The 14,640-nt window shown below is 64.5% G+C and carries 14 protein-coding genes; 7 read left to right on the top strand and 7 right to left on the bottom strand.

What is annotated here, in order from left to right:
- Positions 1 to 59: 59 nt before the first annotated feature.
- The gene (locus AC5RWA_RS18105; protein ID WP_494058567.1) at positions 60 to 2,291 is read left to right on the top strand and encodes an McrB family protein; all 2,232 of its coding nucleotides are present in this window, start codon (positions 60 to 62) and stop codon (positions 2,289 to 2,291) included.
- A complete protein-coding gene (locus tag AC5RWA_RS18100; protein ID WP_494058566.1) occupies positions 2,278 to 3,507 on the top strand; it encodes a 5-methylcytosine restriction system specificity protein McrC in 1,230 nt (409 codons plus the stop codon). Before AC5RWA_RS18105 ends, AC5RWA_RS18100 begins: the two co-directional genes overlap by 14 nt.
- A 65-nt stretch (positions 3,508 to 3,572) precedes the next feature.
- Here AC5RWA_RS18100 and AC5RWA_RS18095 read toward each other — a convergent pair whose 3' ends face one another.
- On the bottom strand, positions 3,573 to 5,228 hold the full coding sequence (locus tag AC5RWA_RS18095; protein ID WP_494058565.1) for a sensor histidine kinase: 1,656 nt from the start codon (positions 5,226 to 5,228) through the stop codon (positions 3,573 to 3,575).
- A 94-nt stretch (positions 5,229 to 5,322) separates the two neighbouring features.
- Between AC5RWA_RS18095 and AC5RWA_RS18090 the strand changes: the two genes are divergently transcribed.
- Positions 5,323 to 6,090 (top strand): response regulator transcription factor, encoded by a 768-nt coding sequence (locus AC5RWA_RS18090; protein WP_494058564.1) that lies wholly within the window; start codon positions 5,323 to 5,325, stop codon positions 6,088 to 6,090.
- On the opposite strand, the gene AC5RWA_RS18085 is transcribed toward AC5RWA_RS18090, so the two are convergent.
- From AC5RWA_RS18085 to bioB, 5 genes are all read right to left on the bottom strand, one after another.
- Complete coding sequence (locus tag AC5RWA_RS18085; RefSeq protein ID WP_275727509.1) at positions 6,063 to 6,473, bottom strand: Hpt domain-containing protein; 411 nt, start codon at positions 6,471 to 6,473, stop codon at positions 6,063 to 6,065. The two genes, AC5RWA_RS18090 and AC5RWA_RS18085, sit on opposite strands and share 28 nt — an antisense overlap.
- A 379-nt stretch (positions 6,474 to 6,852) precedes the next feature.
- Positions 6,853 to 7,287, bottom strand: coding sequence for a very short patch repair endonuclease (locus AC5RWA_RS18080; protein ID WP_494058563.1), 435 nt, complete (start codon positions 7,285 to 7,287; stop codon positions 6,853 to 6,855).
- A gap of 49 nt (positions 7,288 to 7,336) precedes the next feature.
- Positions 7,337 to 7,765 carry a pyridoxamine 5'-phosphate oxidase family protein gene (locus AC5RWA_RS18075; protein ID WP_079597773.1) on the bottom strand — a complete coding sequence of 143 codons (429 nt, stop codon included), beginning with the start codon at positions 7,763 to 7,765 and terminating at the stop codon, positions 7,337 to 7,339.
- 111 nt (positions 7,766 to 7,876) lie between these two features.
- On the bottom strand, positions 7,877 to 8,122 hold the full coding sequence (gene bsaP / locus AC5RWA_RS18070) for a biotin synthase auxiliary protein BsaP (RefSeq protein ID WP_494058562.1): 246 nt from the start codon (positions 8,120 to 8,122) through the stop codon (positions 7,877 to 7,879).
- The gene (bioB, locus tag AC5RWA_RS18065) at positions 8,119 to 9,138 is read right to left on the bottom strand and encodes a biotin synthase BioB (protein ID WP_494058561.1); all 1,020 of its coding nucleotides are present in this window, start codon (positions 9,136 to 9,138) and stop codon (positions 8,119 to 8,121) included. Before bioB ends, bsaP begins: the two co-directional genes overlap by 4 nt.
- Before the next feature lie 207 nt (positions 9,139 to 9,345).
- Between bioB and AC5RWA_RS18060 the strand changes: the two genes are divergently transcribed.
- The 4 genes from AC5RWA_RS18060 (at position 9,346) to AC5RWA_RS18045 (ending at position 14,061) form a co-directional block, all read left to right on the top strand.
- Positions 9,346 to 11,073: a purine-cytosine permease family protein gene (locus AC5RWA_RS18060; protein ID WP_494058560.1), complete on the top strand. Its 1,728-nt coding sequence runs from the start codon at positions 9,346 to 9,348 to the stop codon at positions 11,071 to 11,073.
- A 399-nt stretch (positions 11,074 to 11,472) separates the two neighbouring features.
- Complete coding sequence (locus AC5RWA_RS18055) at positions 11,473 to 11,937, top strand: DUF6318 family protein (protein WP_494058559.1); 465 nt, start codon at positions 11,473 to 11,475, stop codon at positions 11,935 to 11,937.
- Between the two features lie 209 nt (positions 11,938 to 12,146).
- Positions 12,147 to 12,887 (top strand): hypothetical protein, encoded by a 741-nt coding sequence (locus tag AC5RWA_RS18050; protein ID WP_494058558.1) that lies wholly within the window; start codon positions 12,147 to 12,149, stop codon positions 12,885 to 12,887.
- A gap of 103 nt (positions 12,888 to 12,990) precedes the next feature.
- Entirely contained in the window at positions 12,991 to 14,061 is a 1,071-nt protein-coding gene (locus AC5RWA_RS18045) for an alkene reductase (protein ID WP_494058557.1), read from the top strand.
- Positions 14,062 to 14,290: 229 nt separating this feature from the next.
- Here the strand turns inward: AC5RWA_RS18045 and AC5RWA_RS18040 are convergent, their stop codons facing one another.
- Positions 14,291 to 14,587, bottom strand: a complete 297-nt coding sequence (locus AC5RWA_RS18040; protein WP_254865580.1) for a hypothetical protein — start codon at positions 14,585 to 14,587, stop codon at positions 14,291 to 14,293.
- Positions 14,588 to 14,640 lie beyond the last annotated feature (53 nt).

Raw genomic sequence — 14,640 nt, 5'->3', positions numbered from 1 at the left:
GACTGCCCGTCCAGAGACCTTTGAGCCGCCGCCCAGCTTGACCCTGTAAATTTGAATCCATGACCCCCGCCTCCACTGCTGCCATGACCCGCGCCCTCGGCATCTCACGAGAGATCGAAGATGCGGCGTGGTTCGTTCTGGGGCCAGGGCTGCAGGGCAAACCGTCGGCCCTGGACGGCAGGACGCTGACCTGGACGTCGGAGGCCGCCGCCGAACTCCTGGACCGGCTGGAACGCGGGACGCCGGACCCCAAAGCGCCCATGATGACCAACCTCCGGCAGAACCTGGACGGCGCGTCCCGCGAGGCGAAGCTACTGGCCGTCGAGCTGCTCTTCCTGCAGTCCCTGCCCCTGGCACACGAGGTGAAGTCCCTCAAGGTCAAGCGTGCCCGGGTAGCTGAGGCCGCTTCATGGCTTGAACCTCCGCTCGAGCTGCCTGACGAGCTTTACCAGGGCATGACGGACCACGGAGTGATCCGGGACCGCACTGCAGAGTTCAACTGGACCATCTGGGACCACCTGAAGTGGCTGTGCCGTTTTGTGCAGCACGTGGACCAGCAGCCGCCGGCACAGATCACCGGCGCCCTGCAGGACCCGCTGAAGTTCCACCGGCTTGCCTCGGCCACGCCGGGTGACCAGCCGGCCATCCGCCGCAGCATCGAGTTCCTGGCCTGGCCCAGCTACTTTGAGCCCGTCGTCGCGGATATTGAGCGGCAGGAAATCCGGGACGCTTTCGCCTCCCTGGTGGGCGGGGCCAAGGGGGACAGCGAAGACGACATCACCGCGGACATCCACCGCATCCGGCTGCACCTGGATGAACAGGCGGGCCAGCGCATCGACTGGTACGCCCGGCAGCTGGTCAGCCAGTGGCGCAAGGTGGGAGACCCCGGACACCGGGCCTGGCTGCTGCGGACGCACGGCGACAACACCGAACTGCTCACTGCCTGGCAGGGCGAGGAAAAGGTGACCCTCGAGGTCGAGCACCTCCGGCTGCTCAACCCGGGCGTCACCGCGGGAGTGGTGCAGCACGCCGTGGACGAGGACTACAAACACCTCGGCTACGTGGAACGCGAGGACACCAAAACCGCCGTCTTCGCCTTCCTCACCGTCATGAAGCCCGGGGACCTGGTGCTGTACCAGCACGCCGGCACGGTGCGGCTGGGCGGCGTGCTTGGGGAACCCGACTACAACGATGACAACCGGCGCCTCCGCCGCAAGGTCCGCTGGTTCGATGAAGGACACCCCACCACAAGCCTGCCCCGGCACGTGCAGCGGCAGCTGGCCACCGCCGGCATCGTGGTGGACGTCACCCGCGTGGCGCAGGCGCTGCAGGCCCTCCTGCCGCCCGAAGCGGAAGCAGAGCCCGACGGCGATGCTGAAGCCGCCGTCGTCGTGCCTCCCGTCCAGGAGGGATTCCGCCCGCTGACCCCGGAATTCGCTGACTCACTGCACATGGAGCTGGAACCGCTGCAGGAGATCGCGGACCTGCTGGAGGAGAACCGGCAGCTGGTCCTCTACGGCCCTCCCGGTACCGGCAAGACCTACCTGGCGAAGCATTTGGCAGCCGAGCTGGCCGACGACACCACCGACGAACGCGTCAAGCTGGTCCAGTTCCACCCGTCCTACGCCTACGAGGACTTCTTCGAGGGCTACCGGCCGGACAAAACGGACGAGGGCCAGGTGTCCTTCAAGCTGGTGGCCGGGCCGCTGCGGCGCCTCGCAGAAGAGGCCGCCAAGCCCGGGAACGAGAAAAAGCCGTACTTCCTCATCATCGACGAGATGAACCGCGCCAACCTGGCCAAGGTGTTCGGCGAGCTGTACTTCCTGCTGGAATACCGCGACGACCGGATCTACCTGCAGTACAGCCCCAACGAGCCGTTCACCCTGCCGGACAACCTGTACATCATCGGCACCATGAACACCGCGGACCGGTCCATCGCCATGATGGACGCCGCCATCCGCCGCCGTTTTTCCTTCATCGAGCTGCACCCGCAGACCGAACCGGTGAAGGGCTCATTGCTTCGGTTCCTGCAGGCCCGGGAGCTGGACACCACCCCGGCGCTGCTGCTGGATGCTTTGAACAGCGCCATCGACGAGTGGGACCGCGACCTGATGATCGGCCCGTCCTACTTCATGAAGACTGCCGCGCAGACTCCGGCGGGGCTGCGCCGGATCTGGAAGTACGAGCTCATGCCGCTCCTGGAAGAGCACTACCACGGCCAGCTCACCCGGGCGCAGTTGGAGGAACGCTTCGGGCTGGACCAGTTGCTGGGACGCCTTGCAGCCGGGTAGCTCCGGCCCGTCCCTGCGGCACCTGGTCCTTGATGAGCTGTCCCGCGGAATGGTGGAACGGCTCGACCCCGCCAGCGCCTCCTTCCTGAACTCCAGCGGCCTGGCCAAAGCCTCGCCGATGGGCATGGGGCTGTACCGGATCGAGCCGGTGGGCAAGGTGGGTTCCGTCCGAACGCCCACCGTGCAGCTGGACGTCCGCCCCAAGGACCGGCTGGGCCTGAGCCGGCTCCTGTTCCTGCTCAGCTACGCCGGCGAGCAGGGCTTCAGGCCGGATACCGTGGCGGCCGTCGAGGACCGGGATTTGTGGAGCGCGCTGGCCGAATCCTTGGCGCAGCTTGCCGAACGCGCCCTGGGCCGCGGCGTGCTGCAGGGTTACCTCACCGTTGATGAGTCGCTGCGGACCGTCAAGGGGCGGATCCGGATTTCGGACCAGATCTCCCGGCGGCCGGGGATGCTGGTGCCGCTGGAAGTCTCGTATGACGAGTTCACCGAAGACATCGCCGAGAACAGGATCCTCCGCGCGGCACTGGAACGGATGGGCCAGATCCCGCGCGTGCGCCCCGAGGTGCTGAGCCGGCTGCGCCTGCTCAAGGGAAAGCTCGACGCCGTCACCCGCCTTCCAGCAGGCGCTCCGCTGCCGCCGTGGAAGCCCACCAGGATGAACCTCCGCTACCACGCGGTGCTCCGCCTGGCCGAGCTGATCCTGCGCAACGCGTCGGCGGAAGCGGGGGAGGGCAGGCAGCAGACAGCCTCGTTCGTGGTGGACATGAACCAGGTGTTCGAGGACTTCGTCGGTACCGCCCTGCGCGAGGCGATGGCGGCTTACCCGGGGGAGCTGCGGCTGCGGTACAACGCGCTGCTCAGTGAAGCGGTGCGGGACGCGGACAGGCTGTCGGTCCGCCCGGACGCGGTTCACCTGCTGGGCGGCCGTCCGGTGGTGGTGTACAACGCCAAGTACAAGGCAGCCACCGATGCCGGCGCTTCCCTGACGGCTGACCACTACCAGATGCTGGCCCACAGCACCGCACTGGCAGTGCCCACCGCCTGGCTGGTCTACGCCGGATCAGGTGAGATGAAGCTCCGCCGCATCCTCAACACGGACATCGACATCGTGGAGTTCCCGCTGGACCTGTCCATGGCACCGGCCGACATCCTCGCCTCGGTCCGCGATCTTGCCCGGCAGTCCTGGGGCGAGGTGGTCCGGCAGGGCCGGTGATCGGACGCACCGGTGATTGAGCCTGTCGAAATCCAGGTTTCAGCAGACTCAATCACCGGAGATGGCTAGACCGGAACCCGGAAGGTGAACGTGGTGCCCTGGCCCAGCGCGCTGTCCACCTCGATGGTCCCGCCGTGCGCTTCGACGATCGCCTTGCTGATGGGCAGGCCCAGCCCCACGCCGGGGATGGCGGTGCGCCGGACGCTGCTGGTGCGGAAGAACTTGGCGAACACCTCCGACGCGTCTTCGGGGCTCATCCCCATGCCGGTGTCCGTGACGCGGCATGCCAGGTGCCCGTTCTCCTGAGCCAGGGACACCACAACGTTTCCGCCGTCGGGGGAGTACTTGATCGCGTTGGACACAAGGTTGTCCAGGACCTGCGAAATCCGGGCGCCGTCAACATGGGCTTCCAGCCGCTCCGGCGTCTCTGCAGCCAGCACCACCCCAGATGCAACGGCTTTCGGCGTGGCCGACGAAACGCTTGCCCGCACAAGTTCCGCCACGTCCACCGCGTGGGGAGTGACGATCAGCTGGCCGTTTCGGCTGGCGAGCAGGTCGGAGACCAGGGTCAGGAGCCGTTCCGAATTCCGGCGGATGATCTCGAGCATCTGCCGCTGGGACTCCTCCGGCTCGTCGCCGAGCAGGATCTCCACGTAGCCCAGGATGGACGTCAGCGGGGTCCGGAATTCATGGGAGACGCTGGAGACGAAGTCGTCCTTGGCGGTCAATGCGTTCACCAGGTCCGTCACGTCGCTGAAGGCGATCACGGAACCGGCGAACTTCCCGTCGGCGTCCTTCATGGCCCGGGCGGTGGTCACAAATGCCCGCTGCTCCTTTTCCGCGCCCAGCCAGACCAGATAGTCGGTGAAGGTTTCGCCCAGGACGGCGCGGCGGACCGGGCGCTCCTGGACGGGAACCAGCGTCTTGCGGTCAGGGCCGAACACGAGCAGCTGGGACTCGTTGGGGTCCTCGATGTCCTTGGGCCGTGCCAGCTCGTGGTTGGCGCGCTGTTTCCGGTTCATCAGGATGTCATGGCCGTCGGCGTCCACGGCGAGCACGCCCAGGTGGACCGTGTCCAGGACCGTGTTGAGCAACGACTCCTGGCGCTGGCTGGTGAGCAGGTTGGCCTGCAGCTGGGCGTCCTTCTCCTCCAGTTCACGCTGCTGCCGCATCATGCTGAGCGTCAGGACACTGACGGACACACCGATGCCCAGCATCATCACCGGCAAGAGCAGGGAGCGGGCAAAGTCCTGCGCGGTGAAACTGCCTTTCAGGAGCAGCGGAACCCAGATGATGGCAAGCGGTGCAAGGAAGGAAAGCCACAGGGCCAGGCGGGGGTAGTAGCCGGAGGCGCACCACCAGATAACGGGAAACACTGCCAGGAGGCTGATGCCCGTGAGGCTCTCCTGCCCGCCTTCCCGGCCGAAGGCGATGGAGACGAAGTCGAGCAGGGGGATGACCAGGAAGCTTGTGTAGGGCAGGCGGTCCCAGGGGACCAGGTAGCAGAGGGCCATGAGGACCAGCTGCGACACCAGGAACGTGAGAAAGAACGGGTTGTTCATGGTGGCCGGGAAGAACGCCCACATCAGGAAGGCTGTCAGCAGCGTGGTCACGAAGAGCGGCATCTGGCTCATCGCCACCCGGTCCGTCAGCCGGTATTCATGGAAGGGCCGGCGGAAAAACCGCAACTTGCCCGAGGACCATGCTGTGGGGCTAGTCATGGCGTGACGACTTCGGGGACAGGGTGTGCAGGGCCATACCAGCAGGATATCCGCAGGCCGCTATACTTCTGACGTTGGCTGCTGAGGGGACGCTATGAGTGATGCACGTGTGGGACTGGTCATCGAGGATGACCATGACATCCGGGAACTGGTTCGCACGGTACTGACCCAGGCCGGCTTCGACGTGACCGTGGCCAGTACCGGCGCCGAAGGCGTCCTGATCGCCAAGCACCTCAATCCGGACGTCATCACCCTTGATCTTGGGCTGCCGGACATCGACGGTTTTGAAGTGTCGCGGCAAATCCGCGAATTTTCCGACGCCTACATCGTGATGCTGACCGCCCGCACCGAGGAGCTGGACACCCTGATTGGGCTTGAGTCCGGCGCCGACGATTACCTCACCAAGCCCTTCCGCCCCAGGGAACTTCGCGCCCGCGTTGCCGCGATGATGCGCCGCCCCCGCTCCGTCCCGGATGCAACAGACATCTTCTCCGTGGAGGCAGCAGCCGAGGGCCACGGTCACCCCGAGCGTGGGAACTTCAGCCACAACGGCCTGGAACTGAGCTACGCCTCCCGCACGGTGGTGGTTGACGGCAAAGAGATGAACCTGACCCGCACCGAGTTCGAACTTCTCCACGCCCTGCTCGAGGCGGGCCGGACCGTCCGTACCAAGGCAGACCTGGTGCGCCGGCTGCGGGACGAGGATTACGACGTCGGCAGTTACATCAGCGAGGCCGACGAACGGTCCGTCGAGGTCCACATGGGGAACCTCCGCAAGAAACTTGGGGATTCGCCGCAGCAGCCGCGCTGGCTGCAGACGGTCCGCGGCGTGGGCTACCGCCTGGCACCCGGAGAGCACTGAACCTGCAGCCGGTGCATGGTCAACCGGCTGCATTGGTTGATGGGCCGCAGGAACGTCGCCGCCAGCCTGGGCAGGACGACGGCGGCTTCCGCCTCACGTGCCTCGGTGCGGATTTCGCCTTCCAGGTCCGTGGCCAGGCCGGCAAGCCGCTCGGCGCCCACCATCTGGCTGGATGTCTTCAGGCTAAGCACCGCGTCCACCGCGCCCTCCAGGTCTCCGGTGGTCAGGGCAAGCCGCAGGCGGCCGATCCGTTGCGGCAGGCACTCGATGAAGTTCCCCACAAACACCATGGAGTACCCTTCGTCCTCCTCCAACTCTTCACGGAGACGGTTGAGGACGGACTGGTCCACCAACGGCCGGGAAGCATCATCTGAAGCGCCCATGAGGCTCCTTTCAGCCGGGGGATGCCACTTCGGGAACAGTGCGAGTGGGTGGGGCATGTGCTCTTTCAGGTTAGGTCTGCTGCCTCGCGGTGGCTGGTTTTCCGGCGAGAATTGTGGGTTTCTTGATAAGGCTGTGGGTTTCAGCGCCCACACGTAAGGCAGGGTTTTTTGCACCTGGAAATTGGTTGCAGGCCCCGGCCGTCAACACGGAGCGGGACACCTTGTGGCACGGTCCGGGGCGGTCTTGGCCCGGGAGCTGGCTGGCAGGAAGGGATCGCACTGCTCCGGACTGTCGGTGGGGAGGTCCGCCCTTAGGGACGACGGGTTCATCCTTCCGCTCCACTATCAAGAAGCCCGGCGGCAAAAGCCAAAGATTGCCTCAAGATGGTTGGCGGCCCTCCAGGAACTCCACCAGGTGGGCTTCCAGCGCCGAGCCGTCCTTGAGCTCGCACTCCCAGACAGTGAGGACTTCCCATCCGGCGTCTTCGAGCTGGCGGCGCTGGCCGGCGTCACGGTCCCTGGTCCGGGAGCGCTTGGCTTGCCAGAATTCCGCGTTGGCTTTGGGGGCGTGCTGGCCCACGCGGCAGTCGTGGAAGTGCCAAAAGCAGCCGTTGACGAAGATGACCTTGCGCCGGCCTGCGAACACCAGGTCCGGGTTGCCGGGCAGCCTGCTAGCCCCGGAACTGCCGTGCAGGCGATAGCGGTAACCCTTGGCATGAAGCAGTCGGCGCACCAGCAATTCCGGCTTGGTGTTCTTGCCCCGGATCCGGGACATGTTCCAGCTGCGCTGCTCCGGAGTGAGCTTGTCCGCCATGGCTTAAGTCTAGGAGCGGGAAAGTCCAGTCGCGTGCAGGACGCCGGGGTCAGCGCTCCGGCTGCTCGCCGAGCTGGAAGTGCCGGCCGCTCACGGACAGCGGCTCGATTTCCACGTAGAAATCCTTCAGGGTCGGAACCCAGGACTTCAGCCCCAGCTCTTCCACCGCCGCAAGCTCCGCCGAATTGCTGAGCACCCGGGCCTTGCCGCGGAGCACCACGGACCAGGCTTCGTCAGAGGTGATGCCGTCCGTTTCGAAGAGCACTGTGGCGTTGATGGTCAGCTGGGCCAGCTTGTTGCCCGGTGCCGTCCGCAGGTACACCTTCCGGCCCGACGTCACGTAGTTCACCGGGAAGATGTCCGGCTCGCCGGCGACGGAAACCACCAGCCTGCCGTGCTGTGTGCCCTCAAGGAGGCGCCAGGACTGCTCATCATCGAGTTCCAGGACCGGATTGCCGTCTGCATGTTCAAACATCATGCCGCCATTCTTCTACGTAAGGTAGAAATATGCCAGAGGGTGTTGGATGCCGCGTGCTGGATGGACTGGTGCTTCTTTCGGCCGTGCCTTTTCCGGCGCTGAATGGGGCCGTCAGGAGGTGGTCGTTCCGTGCCGGGAGCACTGCGCCCACCAGCCCAATGGCGAGACCTGCACCTTGAGCCGCCGTCCGCAGCACACGCAAAAGCGTGGAGGCTCCAAGTGCAGCCGTGCCGCGCACTCCAGGTGGAGGTCCGACGGCGGTGCGCTCCCGCCGTCGTACGCTTGCCTATTGAGGATCCCGCCGCAGAGGCCGCAATGCTGTGCCTCGTGGCCGGGCGTTTGAGGGGCGGTGCTCATAAGGTCTTCTGGAGTTCCTTGATGGGCATGTTGAGGTCCACCAGGAGGTTGAGGTCTGCGGTGGCAGGGCGGCCGAGGGTGGTGAGGTAGTTGCCCACGATGACGGCGTTGATGCCGCCCAGGAGCCCTTCGCGCGTGCCCAAATCGCCGAGGGTCAGCTCCCGGCCGCCGGCGTAGCGCAGGACCGTCCGGGGCATGGCCAGCCGGAAGGCGGCGATGGCTCGGAGGGCGTCCTTGCCGTCCATGATCTCCTGGTTTTCCAGCGGGGTTCCGGGGCGGGGGTTGAGGAAGTTCAGTGGAACTTCGTGCGGTTCCAGGGCCGCGAGCTGGGCGGCCAGCTCGGCCCGCTGCTCGAGGGTCTCGCCCATGCCGATCAGGGCTCCGCAGCACAGCTCCATGCCGGCGTCCTTGACCATGGCGCAGGTTTCCAGCCGCTCCTCGTAGGTGTGGGTGGTGACCACCTGGGGGAAGTAGCTGCGCGCGGTTTCGAGGTTGTGGTTGTAGCGGTGGACACCCCAGCTGGCCAGCTGGTCCACCTGCCGCTGCGTGAGCATGCCCAGGGAGCACGCGATGTTGATGTCCACTTCCTCGTTGATCCGGTCGATGGCGAACTTGATCTGGTTCATGAGTTTGATGTCGGGACCGCGGACGGCGGCAACGATGCAGAACTCGGTGGCTCCCGTGGCAGCTGTTTCCTTGGCCGCCTTCACCAGTTCGGGAATGTCCAGCCAGACGCCCCGGACGGGGCTGTCGAAGACGCCGGACTGGCTGCAGAAATGGCAGTCCTCGGGGCAGCCCCCGGTCTTGATGGAGATGATGCCCTCCACCTCGACGTCCTCTGCGCAGTGGCGGAGGCGGACCTGGTGAGCCAGCTCCAGCGCAGCCGGAAGTGCCACGTCCGGGAGGCGGAGGATGTCCACCAGTTGCGACTCGGAGAGCCCGATGCCCTCTTCGAGTACCTGCCGGCGTGCTGTCTCGAGGATCGGGTGGTCCAGGAGTTGCGGGTGCGTCGTCATTGCTGGTCCTTTTCGCTGAAGTTCTCTTCCTGACGGTAGTTCCGCGGTCCGTGGCCGTTTTTGTGGAATGGCCACAACCCTTGGTTGATGGTTTTGTTGACAGGAGCAGTCAACACTTAACGCCGCGGAAACAGTTCCGTGACCGGGCTGTCTTTCCGGATGGATAGCGTCGCAGCAGACCAATCAGAGACGAAAGCGACGCGCACAATGACCAATGACACAGACACGACGCAACTGCTGGAACCCGCTTCGCCGCCTGGTGCCGCCGTCGTCGGAAGCGCTTCGGCGACAACGACGGCGGGCAACGCCGCCGCACTCAACGCCACAAAGGAGAGCCTGGAGGACTATACGCTCCGGTTCGCTCCCCGCTCCTACCGGAAGTGGAGCGCGGGCGTGGTGGCAACCAGTGCTTTGGGCGGGATCGCGTACCTGGCCGACTTCTCCATCGGGGCGAACATCGGGATTGCGTACGGGACGGTCAATGCGATCTTCGGGATCCTGGTGGCAGCGGTGATCATCTTTGCCACCGGATTTCCGCTCGCATACTACGCAGCGCGCTACAACATCGACCTCGACCTGATCACGCGCGGCTCGGGCTTTGGCTACTACGGCTCGGTGGTCACCAACGTCATCTTCGCCACCTTCACGTTCATCTTTTTCGCGCTGGAGGGCTCCATCATGGCCCAGGGGCTGGAAGTTGGCCTGGGGGTTCCGCAGTGGCTGGGGTACGCCGCCTCCACCGTGATCATCATCCCGCTGGTCATTTACGGCATGAACACGCTGGCCAAGCTGCAGGTGTGGACTACTCCGTTGTGGCTGCTCCTGATGGTGGTGCCCGTGGGCTACCTGCTGCTGTCCCATCCCGAGAGCATTAACACGTTCTTTGCCTACACCGGGGAATCGGGTGACGGCGGTCCCAACCTTGCCTCCGTGATGCTTGCCGCTGGCGTGTGCCTGTCCCTCATGGCGCAGATCGCCGAGCAGATTGACTACCTTCGCTTCATGCCGCCGCGCACGGACGCCAACCGCGGGGCCTGGTGGCGCGCCGTGATCCTGGCCGGGCCGGGCTGGGTGATCTTCGGTGCCATCAAGCAGATCGTCGGCCTGTTCATTGCCATCTACCTGATCGCGACGCTGGATCCTGCTGCGTCTGCCACCGCAAACGAGCCGGTGCACCAGTTCCTTGGCGTCTACCGGGAGATGATGCCGGCGTGGCTGGCCATGACGCTCGCGGTGGTGCTGGTGGTCATTTCGCAGATCAAGATCAACGTCACCAACGCCTACTCCGGCTCGCTGGCGTGGACGAACAGCTTCACCCGCATCACCAAGACGTATCCGGGCCGCATGGTGTTCGTGGTGGTGAACCTGGCGATTGCGCTGGTGCTGATGGAAGCCAACATGTTCGACTTCCTCAACACCATCCTTGGCTTCTACGCGAACTGCGCCATGGCCTGGGTTGTCACTGTGGCGTCCGATATCGCCATCAACAAGTACCTCCTGAAGATCTCGCCCAAGGTGCCCGAATTCCGGCGGGGAATGCTCTACGCCGTGAACCCGGTGGGCTTCGTGTCCATGCTGGTGTCCGCGGGCATCTCGATCGCTGTGTTCTTCGGCGCGTTCGGTTCCGCAATCCAGCCGTATTCGCCGATCTTCGCGGTGGGCCTGGCTGTGGTTCTTCCGCCGCTGCTGGCTCTTTTGACTCGGGGGCGCTATTACCTGCGGCGCACCGACGACGGCATCGACCTGCCCATGTTCGACGCCGACGGGAACCCCAGCGACGCCAAGCTCCTGTGCCACGTCACGGGGATTGAGTTTGAGCGTCCGGACATGGTGCGCTCTGCCCAGGACGGGCCCGACGGCGGCCCGCAGTATGTCTCGTCGCTCGCCTTGTCGACGGACAAGACGGGGGAGTTGGTGCTGCCATCGCAGAAGTAGCTTCTTCTGAGGGAACCCTTTTTTCGGGATAGGGAAAGCCGGTGCCTGCTTGGCGCCGGCTTTTCCTATGACTTTTCCTTGGCTTTGTCGGGTGGTAGAACCGGAAGCGGGCGCCTGTGGATAAGTTTGATTGGTGGATTGTGACGTGGGCTACCCTTAAGGCACTGTCCGGAGTAAGCCGTCTTGAAACTACTGGGGGAATAGCGGCCCATGACATCACTCAACGTCTTTATGTCCCGTGGCTTGCGGTCCGGAGCAGTTGTGTTTGCTGCTGCTACTTGCCTCGCGTTGGCGGGTTGCGCGGGCGGAGCACCTGCAGATCCCGGTACCTCGTCCCCAGCGCCTACAACTTCTGCCACCTCCGACCCCTCCTCGACACCCACGCCCACGCCCAGCGCGGTGTACAAACCCGCCGACGCGTCCGGCCCCGCCCAAAACGTCCCCGTTCCAGTCCTGCCCGAGGTCGCCAAGACGGAGACGAAGGAGGGCGCTGAAGCATTTACTAAGTATTGGTTCTCGGTCCTGAGCTATGCATACGAGACGGGTGACACCGCTGCGCTATCGAAGCTGTCCAAAGCTGAATGCTCTTTTTGTCAGGGACTCATCAGCGATATTGAAGCTGCTTGGGCGGAGGACAGATGGATTTCTGGCGGCCAAATAGAAATTCCGGTTGCAACCGCAAAGCCGTCAGCTGACGGCGATACGCAAGTCGTTCTTCAGGTGCTGCAGAAAGAACTCCTTATCCATAACCAAGACGGCAGCCCATATCAAGAGAAGACAGCTGCAACGAATGCGGGAAGCGTTGCGATGGTGAATTTCGCCGGTGCAGAATGGGTGGTCAACGACCTAGGGCTGATCCGGTAAACATGCATTACATGGGCAAGGTCCTCGCAATCCTCGCCTGCTGCGTGGTGTTTTTGACGAGCTCTCTTTTGACTGCCTATGCGGAAGAGGCGTCAAAAGAGAGGCCACACATCGGTGGGGGTTTCGTTGACTCCGGGCTTCAAATGGGTGCTGATAACTGGGGAACTGACCCCGACACTGGCGAATTTGTTCGCATTGGACCAACCACTGTGAGCACCGACCCCAATGAGTACAAGTACGAACTTCAATGCCACCTGGGTGGCGGCGACTTTGATACTGAATGCCTTGGGCGCCAGGTGGAGTGCACTAACGGACCGGACGGTGAAGAAGGCATTCCTGTCATTTGGTACTCGAAGCCGCGGGACGTTCCCGGTGCAGTCTGGGCGATCCACTCCGGCCCAACCTGCCTCTATGACGCGCGGCCTGAGGACCTGCTGCCCCGAATCGCAGCCGATATCCAGCGGGAGTTCCAGAACCTACCAATCAGTGCCGGGACCGTCGTGGCGCAACCCAGCCCGCACACGCTGCGAGGTGCTGAGACGAACTTCTATGCCGAAGCCGTCGAGCAGCAGTTCGACATCACGATGTTCGGCCAGTCCGTGCATGTGGTGGCAACCCCGGTCCAATACACCTGGAACTACGGCGACGGCACGGTGTTCGGCCCACAGCCCTCAATGGGTGGCCCGCTCCCGCAGGACCGGTGGGGTGAAAAGACGCGGACAAGCCACGCCTACGGCGAAACCGGCGACTTCCAAGTAGTACTGACCACGTCTTTCCAGGGAACGTACTCCGTCAATGCCGGCCCGCCCCTGCCCATCCCCGGCCAGGGCCAGTTCAACGCTCCGCCGCAGACCGTCAGCGTCTGGCGTTCCCTGACCCGCAACTACGCTGACGACTGCAACGCTAACCCGCAAGGCCAGGGCTGCCCGGGAGCGGCAACACCGCCCTAGTAAGCGGAAGACCAAGTGTGATTCCCGTCGCACCCGGAATAGTTGCACGCGCGCCCCAGTTGGCATGAACAGTACGAACTTCAGCCTTCGAAAGGAACTGCGCATGCTGTTTTCCCCTCTCACCCTCGGCGAACTTGAGCTTCCCAACCGCTTGGTCATGGCGCCCTTGACCCGGCTCCGCGCGGGTGAGGAAGGTGTCCCGGGCCCGCTGCTCGTCGAGCATTACCGCCAGCGCGCCTCCTTGGGGCTTATCGTCAGCGAAGGCACCTACCCCAGCCCGGCGGGCCGCTCCTACCCGGGCCAGCCCGGCATCGTCACCGAGGAACAGGTGGCCGGGTGGAAGAAGGTCACCGACGCCGTCCATGCAGAGGGCGGCCGGATGTTCGCGCAAATCATGCACGGCGGCCGGGTCTCGCACCCGGACATCACCGGCGGTCACCCGCTCGTGGCGCCGAGCGCCGTCGCCATTGAAGGTGAAGTCCGGACCCCCTCCGGGAAGCAGCCCTACCCAGTGCCGCACGCCCTCACCACCGACGAACTGCCCCTGCTGATCCAGGAAATCGTCAACGCCTCACTGAACGCGGTGGAAGCCGGCTTCGACGGCGTCGAGCTGCACTCGGCCAACGGCTATCTCCTGCATGAGTTCCTGGCCCCCAACTCCAACATCCGCACCGACAGCTACGGCGGCTCCCCGGAAAACCGGGCGCGCTTTGTCATCGAGACGGTCAACGCGGTGGTGGCAGCGCTGGGGGCAAACCGGGTGGGCATCCGGATCTCCCCGGAGCACAACGTCCAGGGCATCTCCGAGACCGACGCCGCCGACGTCCGCGCCACTTATGAAGTCCTGGTGGACAGCATCGCCCCGCTCAACCTTGCCTACTTGAGCATCCTGCACCACGAACCCACGGGTGAACTGGTCCAGGACCTCCGCGCCCGTTTCGGCGGCACGTTCCTGGTCAACACCGGATTCGGTGTCATCACCACGCGTGAGGAAGCAGTCAACCTTGTGGCAGACGGCCACGCCGACGCTGTGGTGGTGGGCCGTCCCGCCATCGCCAACCCGGACCTCGCCCGCCGCTGGAAGGAAAGCCTTCCGTTGAACCAGCCGGACCCGTCCACGTTTTACGCCGAGGGCGCCGAAGGCTACACGGACTACCCCGTCTACCAAGGCTAAGCAGCCCGAATTCGCGACAACGGCGGCACCCGGCTTTGGGTGCCGCCGTTGTTGGCTGCCGGTGTGCTGGGACCGGCAACGAGAGCCCAAGGCCATCCGACGACCTCCGGCTTTTATTCAATTTGGCCCGCCGGGCCCCTCTGGAAGCCGGCGGTGATCAGATGCTACTCCATCGAATGGACTTTTACTAGGCCTTAAGTGGGACAAGATTCAAGGGCGGAAACACTGGCTACAAAACCGCCTCCCGGCCCGTCCCTTCTGTCATGACCAGCCTGCCGTCCTCGATCGACACGAGCACGCTTTTGGGCTTGCCGCTGACCTTCGTGATCGCCTTAAGGCCGCGGTTGGTCACCTCAACCCCCACGTGCGCGCCCTTCGCCGGCAGCTCCACCGAAACCTCGGACGCTATGCCGAGGATGGGGTTGGTGGAAACGCCGAGCTCCCGCCACGCCTGTTTACCGTTGACCGTCACGGTGACATTGGCTTCCTCGAACCCCTCCTGAAACACAACAAGCAGTTCGCGCATGGCGGCCTCTTCCCTGAGCAGTGGGTGCCTGTGACGGCACCTCCACTACAGCA

Source organism: Arthrobacter sp. 210 2, assembly GCF_059093025.1.
This window is presented reverse-complemented; position numbering and strand designations above follow the sequence as displayed.

Bases quoted from the DNA above. Each gene is read 5' to 3' on its own strand.
- bioB (WP_494058561.1), bottom strand. From the start codon at position 9,138: ATGACGACGCACCCGCAACTCCTGGACCACCCGATCCTCGAGACAGCA.
- AC5RWA_RS18105 (WP_494058567.1), top strand. From the start codon at position 60: ATGACCCCCGCCTCCACTGCTGCCATGACCCGCGCCCTCGGCATCTCA.
- AC5RWA_RS18090 (WP_494058564.1), top strand. From the start codon at position 5,323: ATGAGTGATGCACGTGTGGGACTGGTCATCGAGGATGACCATGACATC.
- AC5RWA_RS18080 (WP_494058563.1), bottom strand. From the start codon at position 7,287: ATGGCGGACAAGCTCACTCCGGAGCAGCGCAGCTGGAACATGTCCCGG.
- bsaP (WP_494058562.1), bottom strand. From the start codon at position 8,122: ATGAGCACCGCCCCTCAAACGCCCGGCCACGAGGCACAGCATTGCGGC.
- AC5RWA_RS18075 (WP_079597773.1), bottom strand. From the start codon at position 7,765: ATGATGTTTGAACATGCAGACGGCAATCCGGTCCTGGAACTCGATGAT.
- AC5RWA_RS18040 (WP_254865580.1), bottom strand. From the start codon at position 14,587: ATGCGCGAACTGCTTGTTGTGTTTCAGGAGGGGTTCGAGGAAGCCAAT.
- AC5RWA_RS18045 (WP_494058557.1), top strand. From the start codon at position 12,991: ATGCTGTTTTCCCCTCTCACCCTCGGCGAACTTGAGCTTCCCAACCGC.
- AC5RWA_RS18085 (WP_275727509.1), bottom strand. From the start codon at position 6,473: ATGGGCGCTTCAGATGATGCTTCCCGGCCGTTGGTGGACCAGTCCGTC.
- AC5RWA_RS18060 (WP_494058560.1), top strand. From the start codon at position 9,346: ATGACCAATGACACAGACACGACGCAACTGCTGGAACCCGCTTCGCCG.
- AC5RWA_RS18095 (WP_494058565.1), bottom strand. From the start codon at position 5,228: ATGACTAGCCCCACAGCATGGTCCTCGGGCAAGTTGCGGTTTTTCCGC.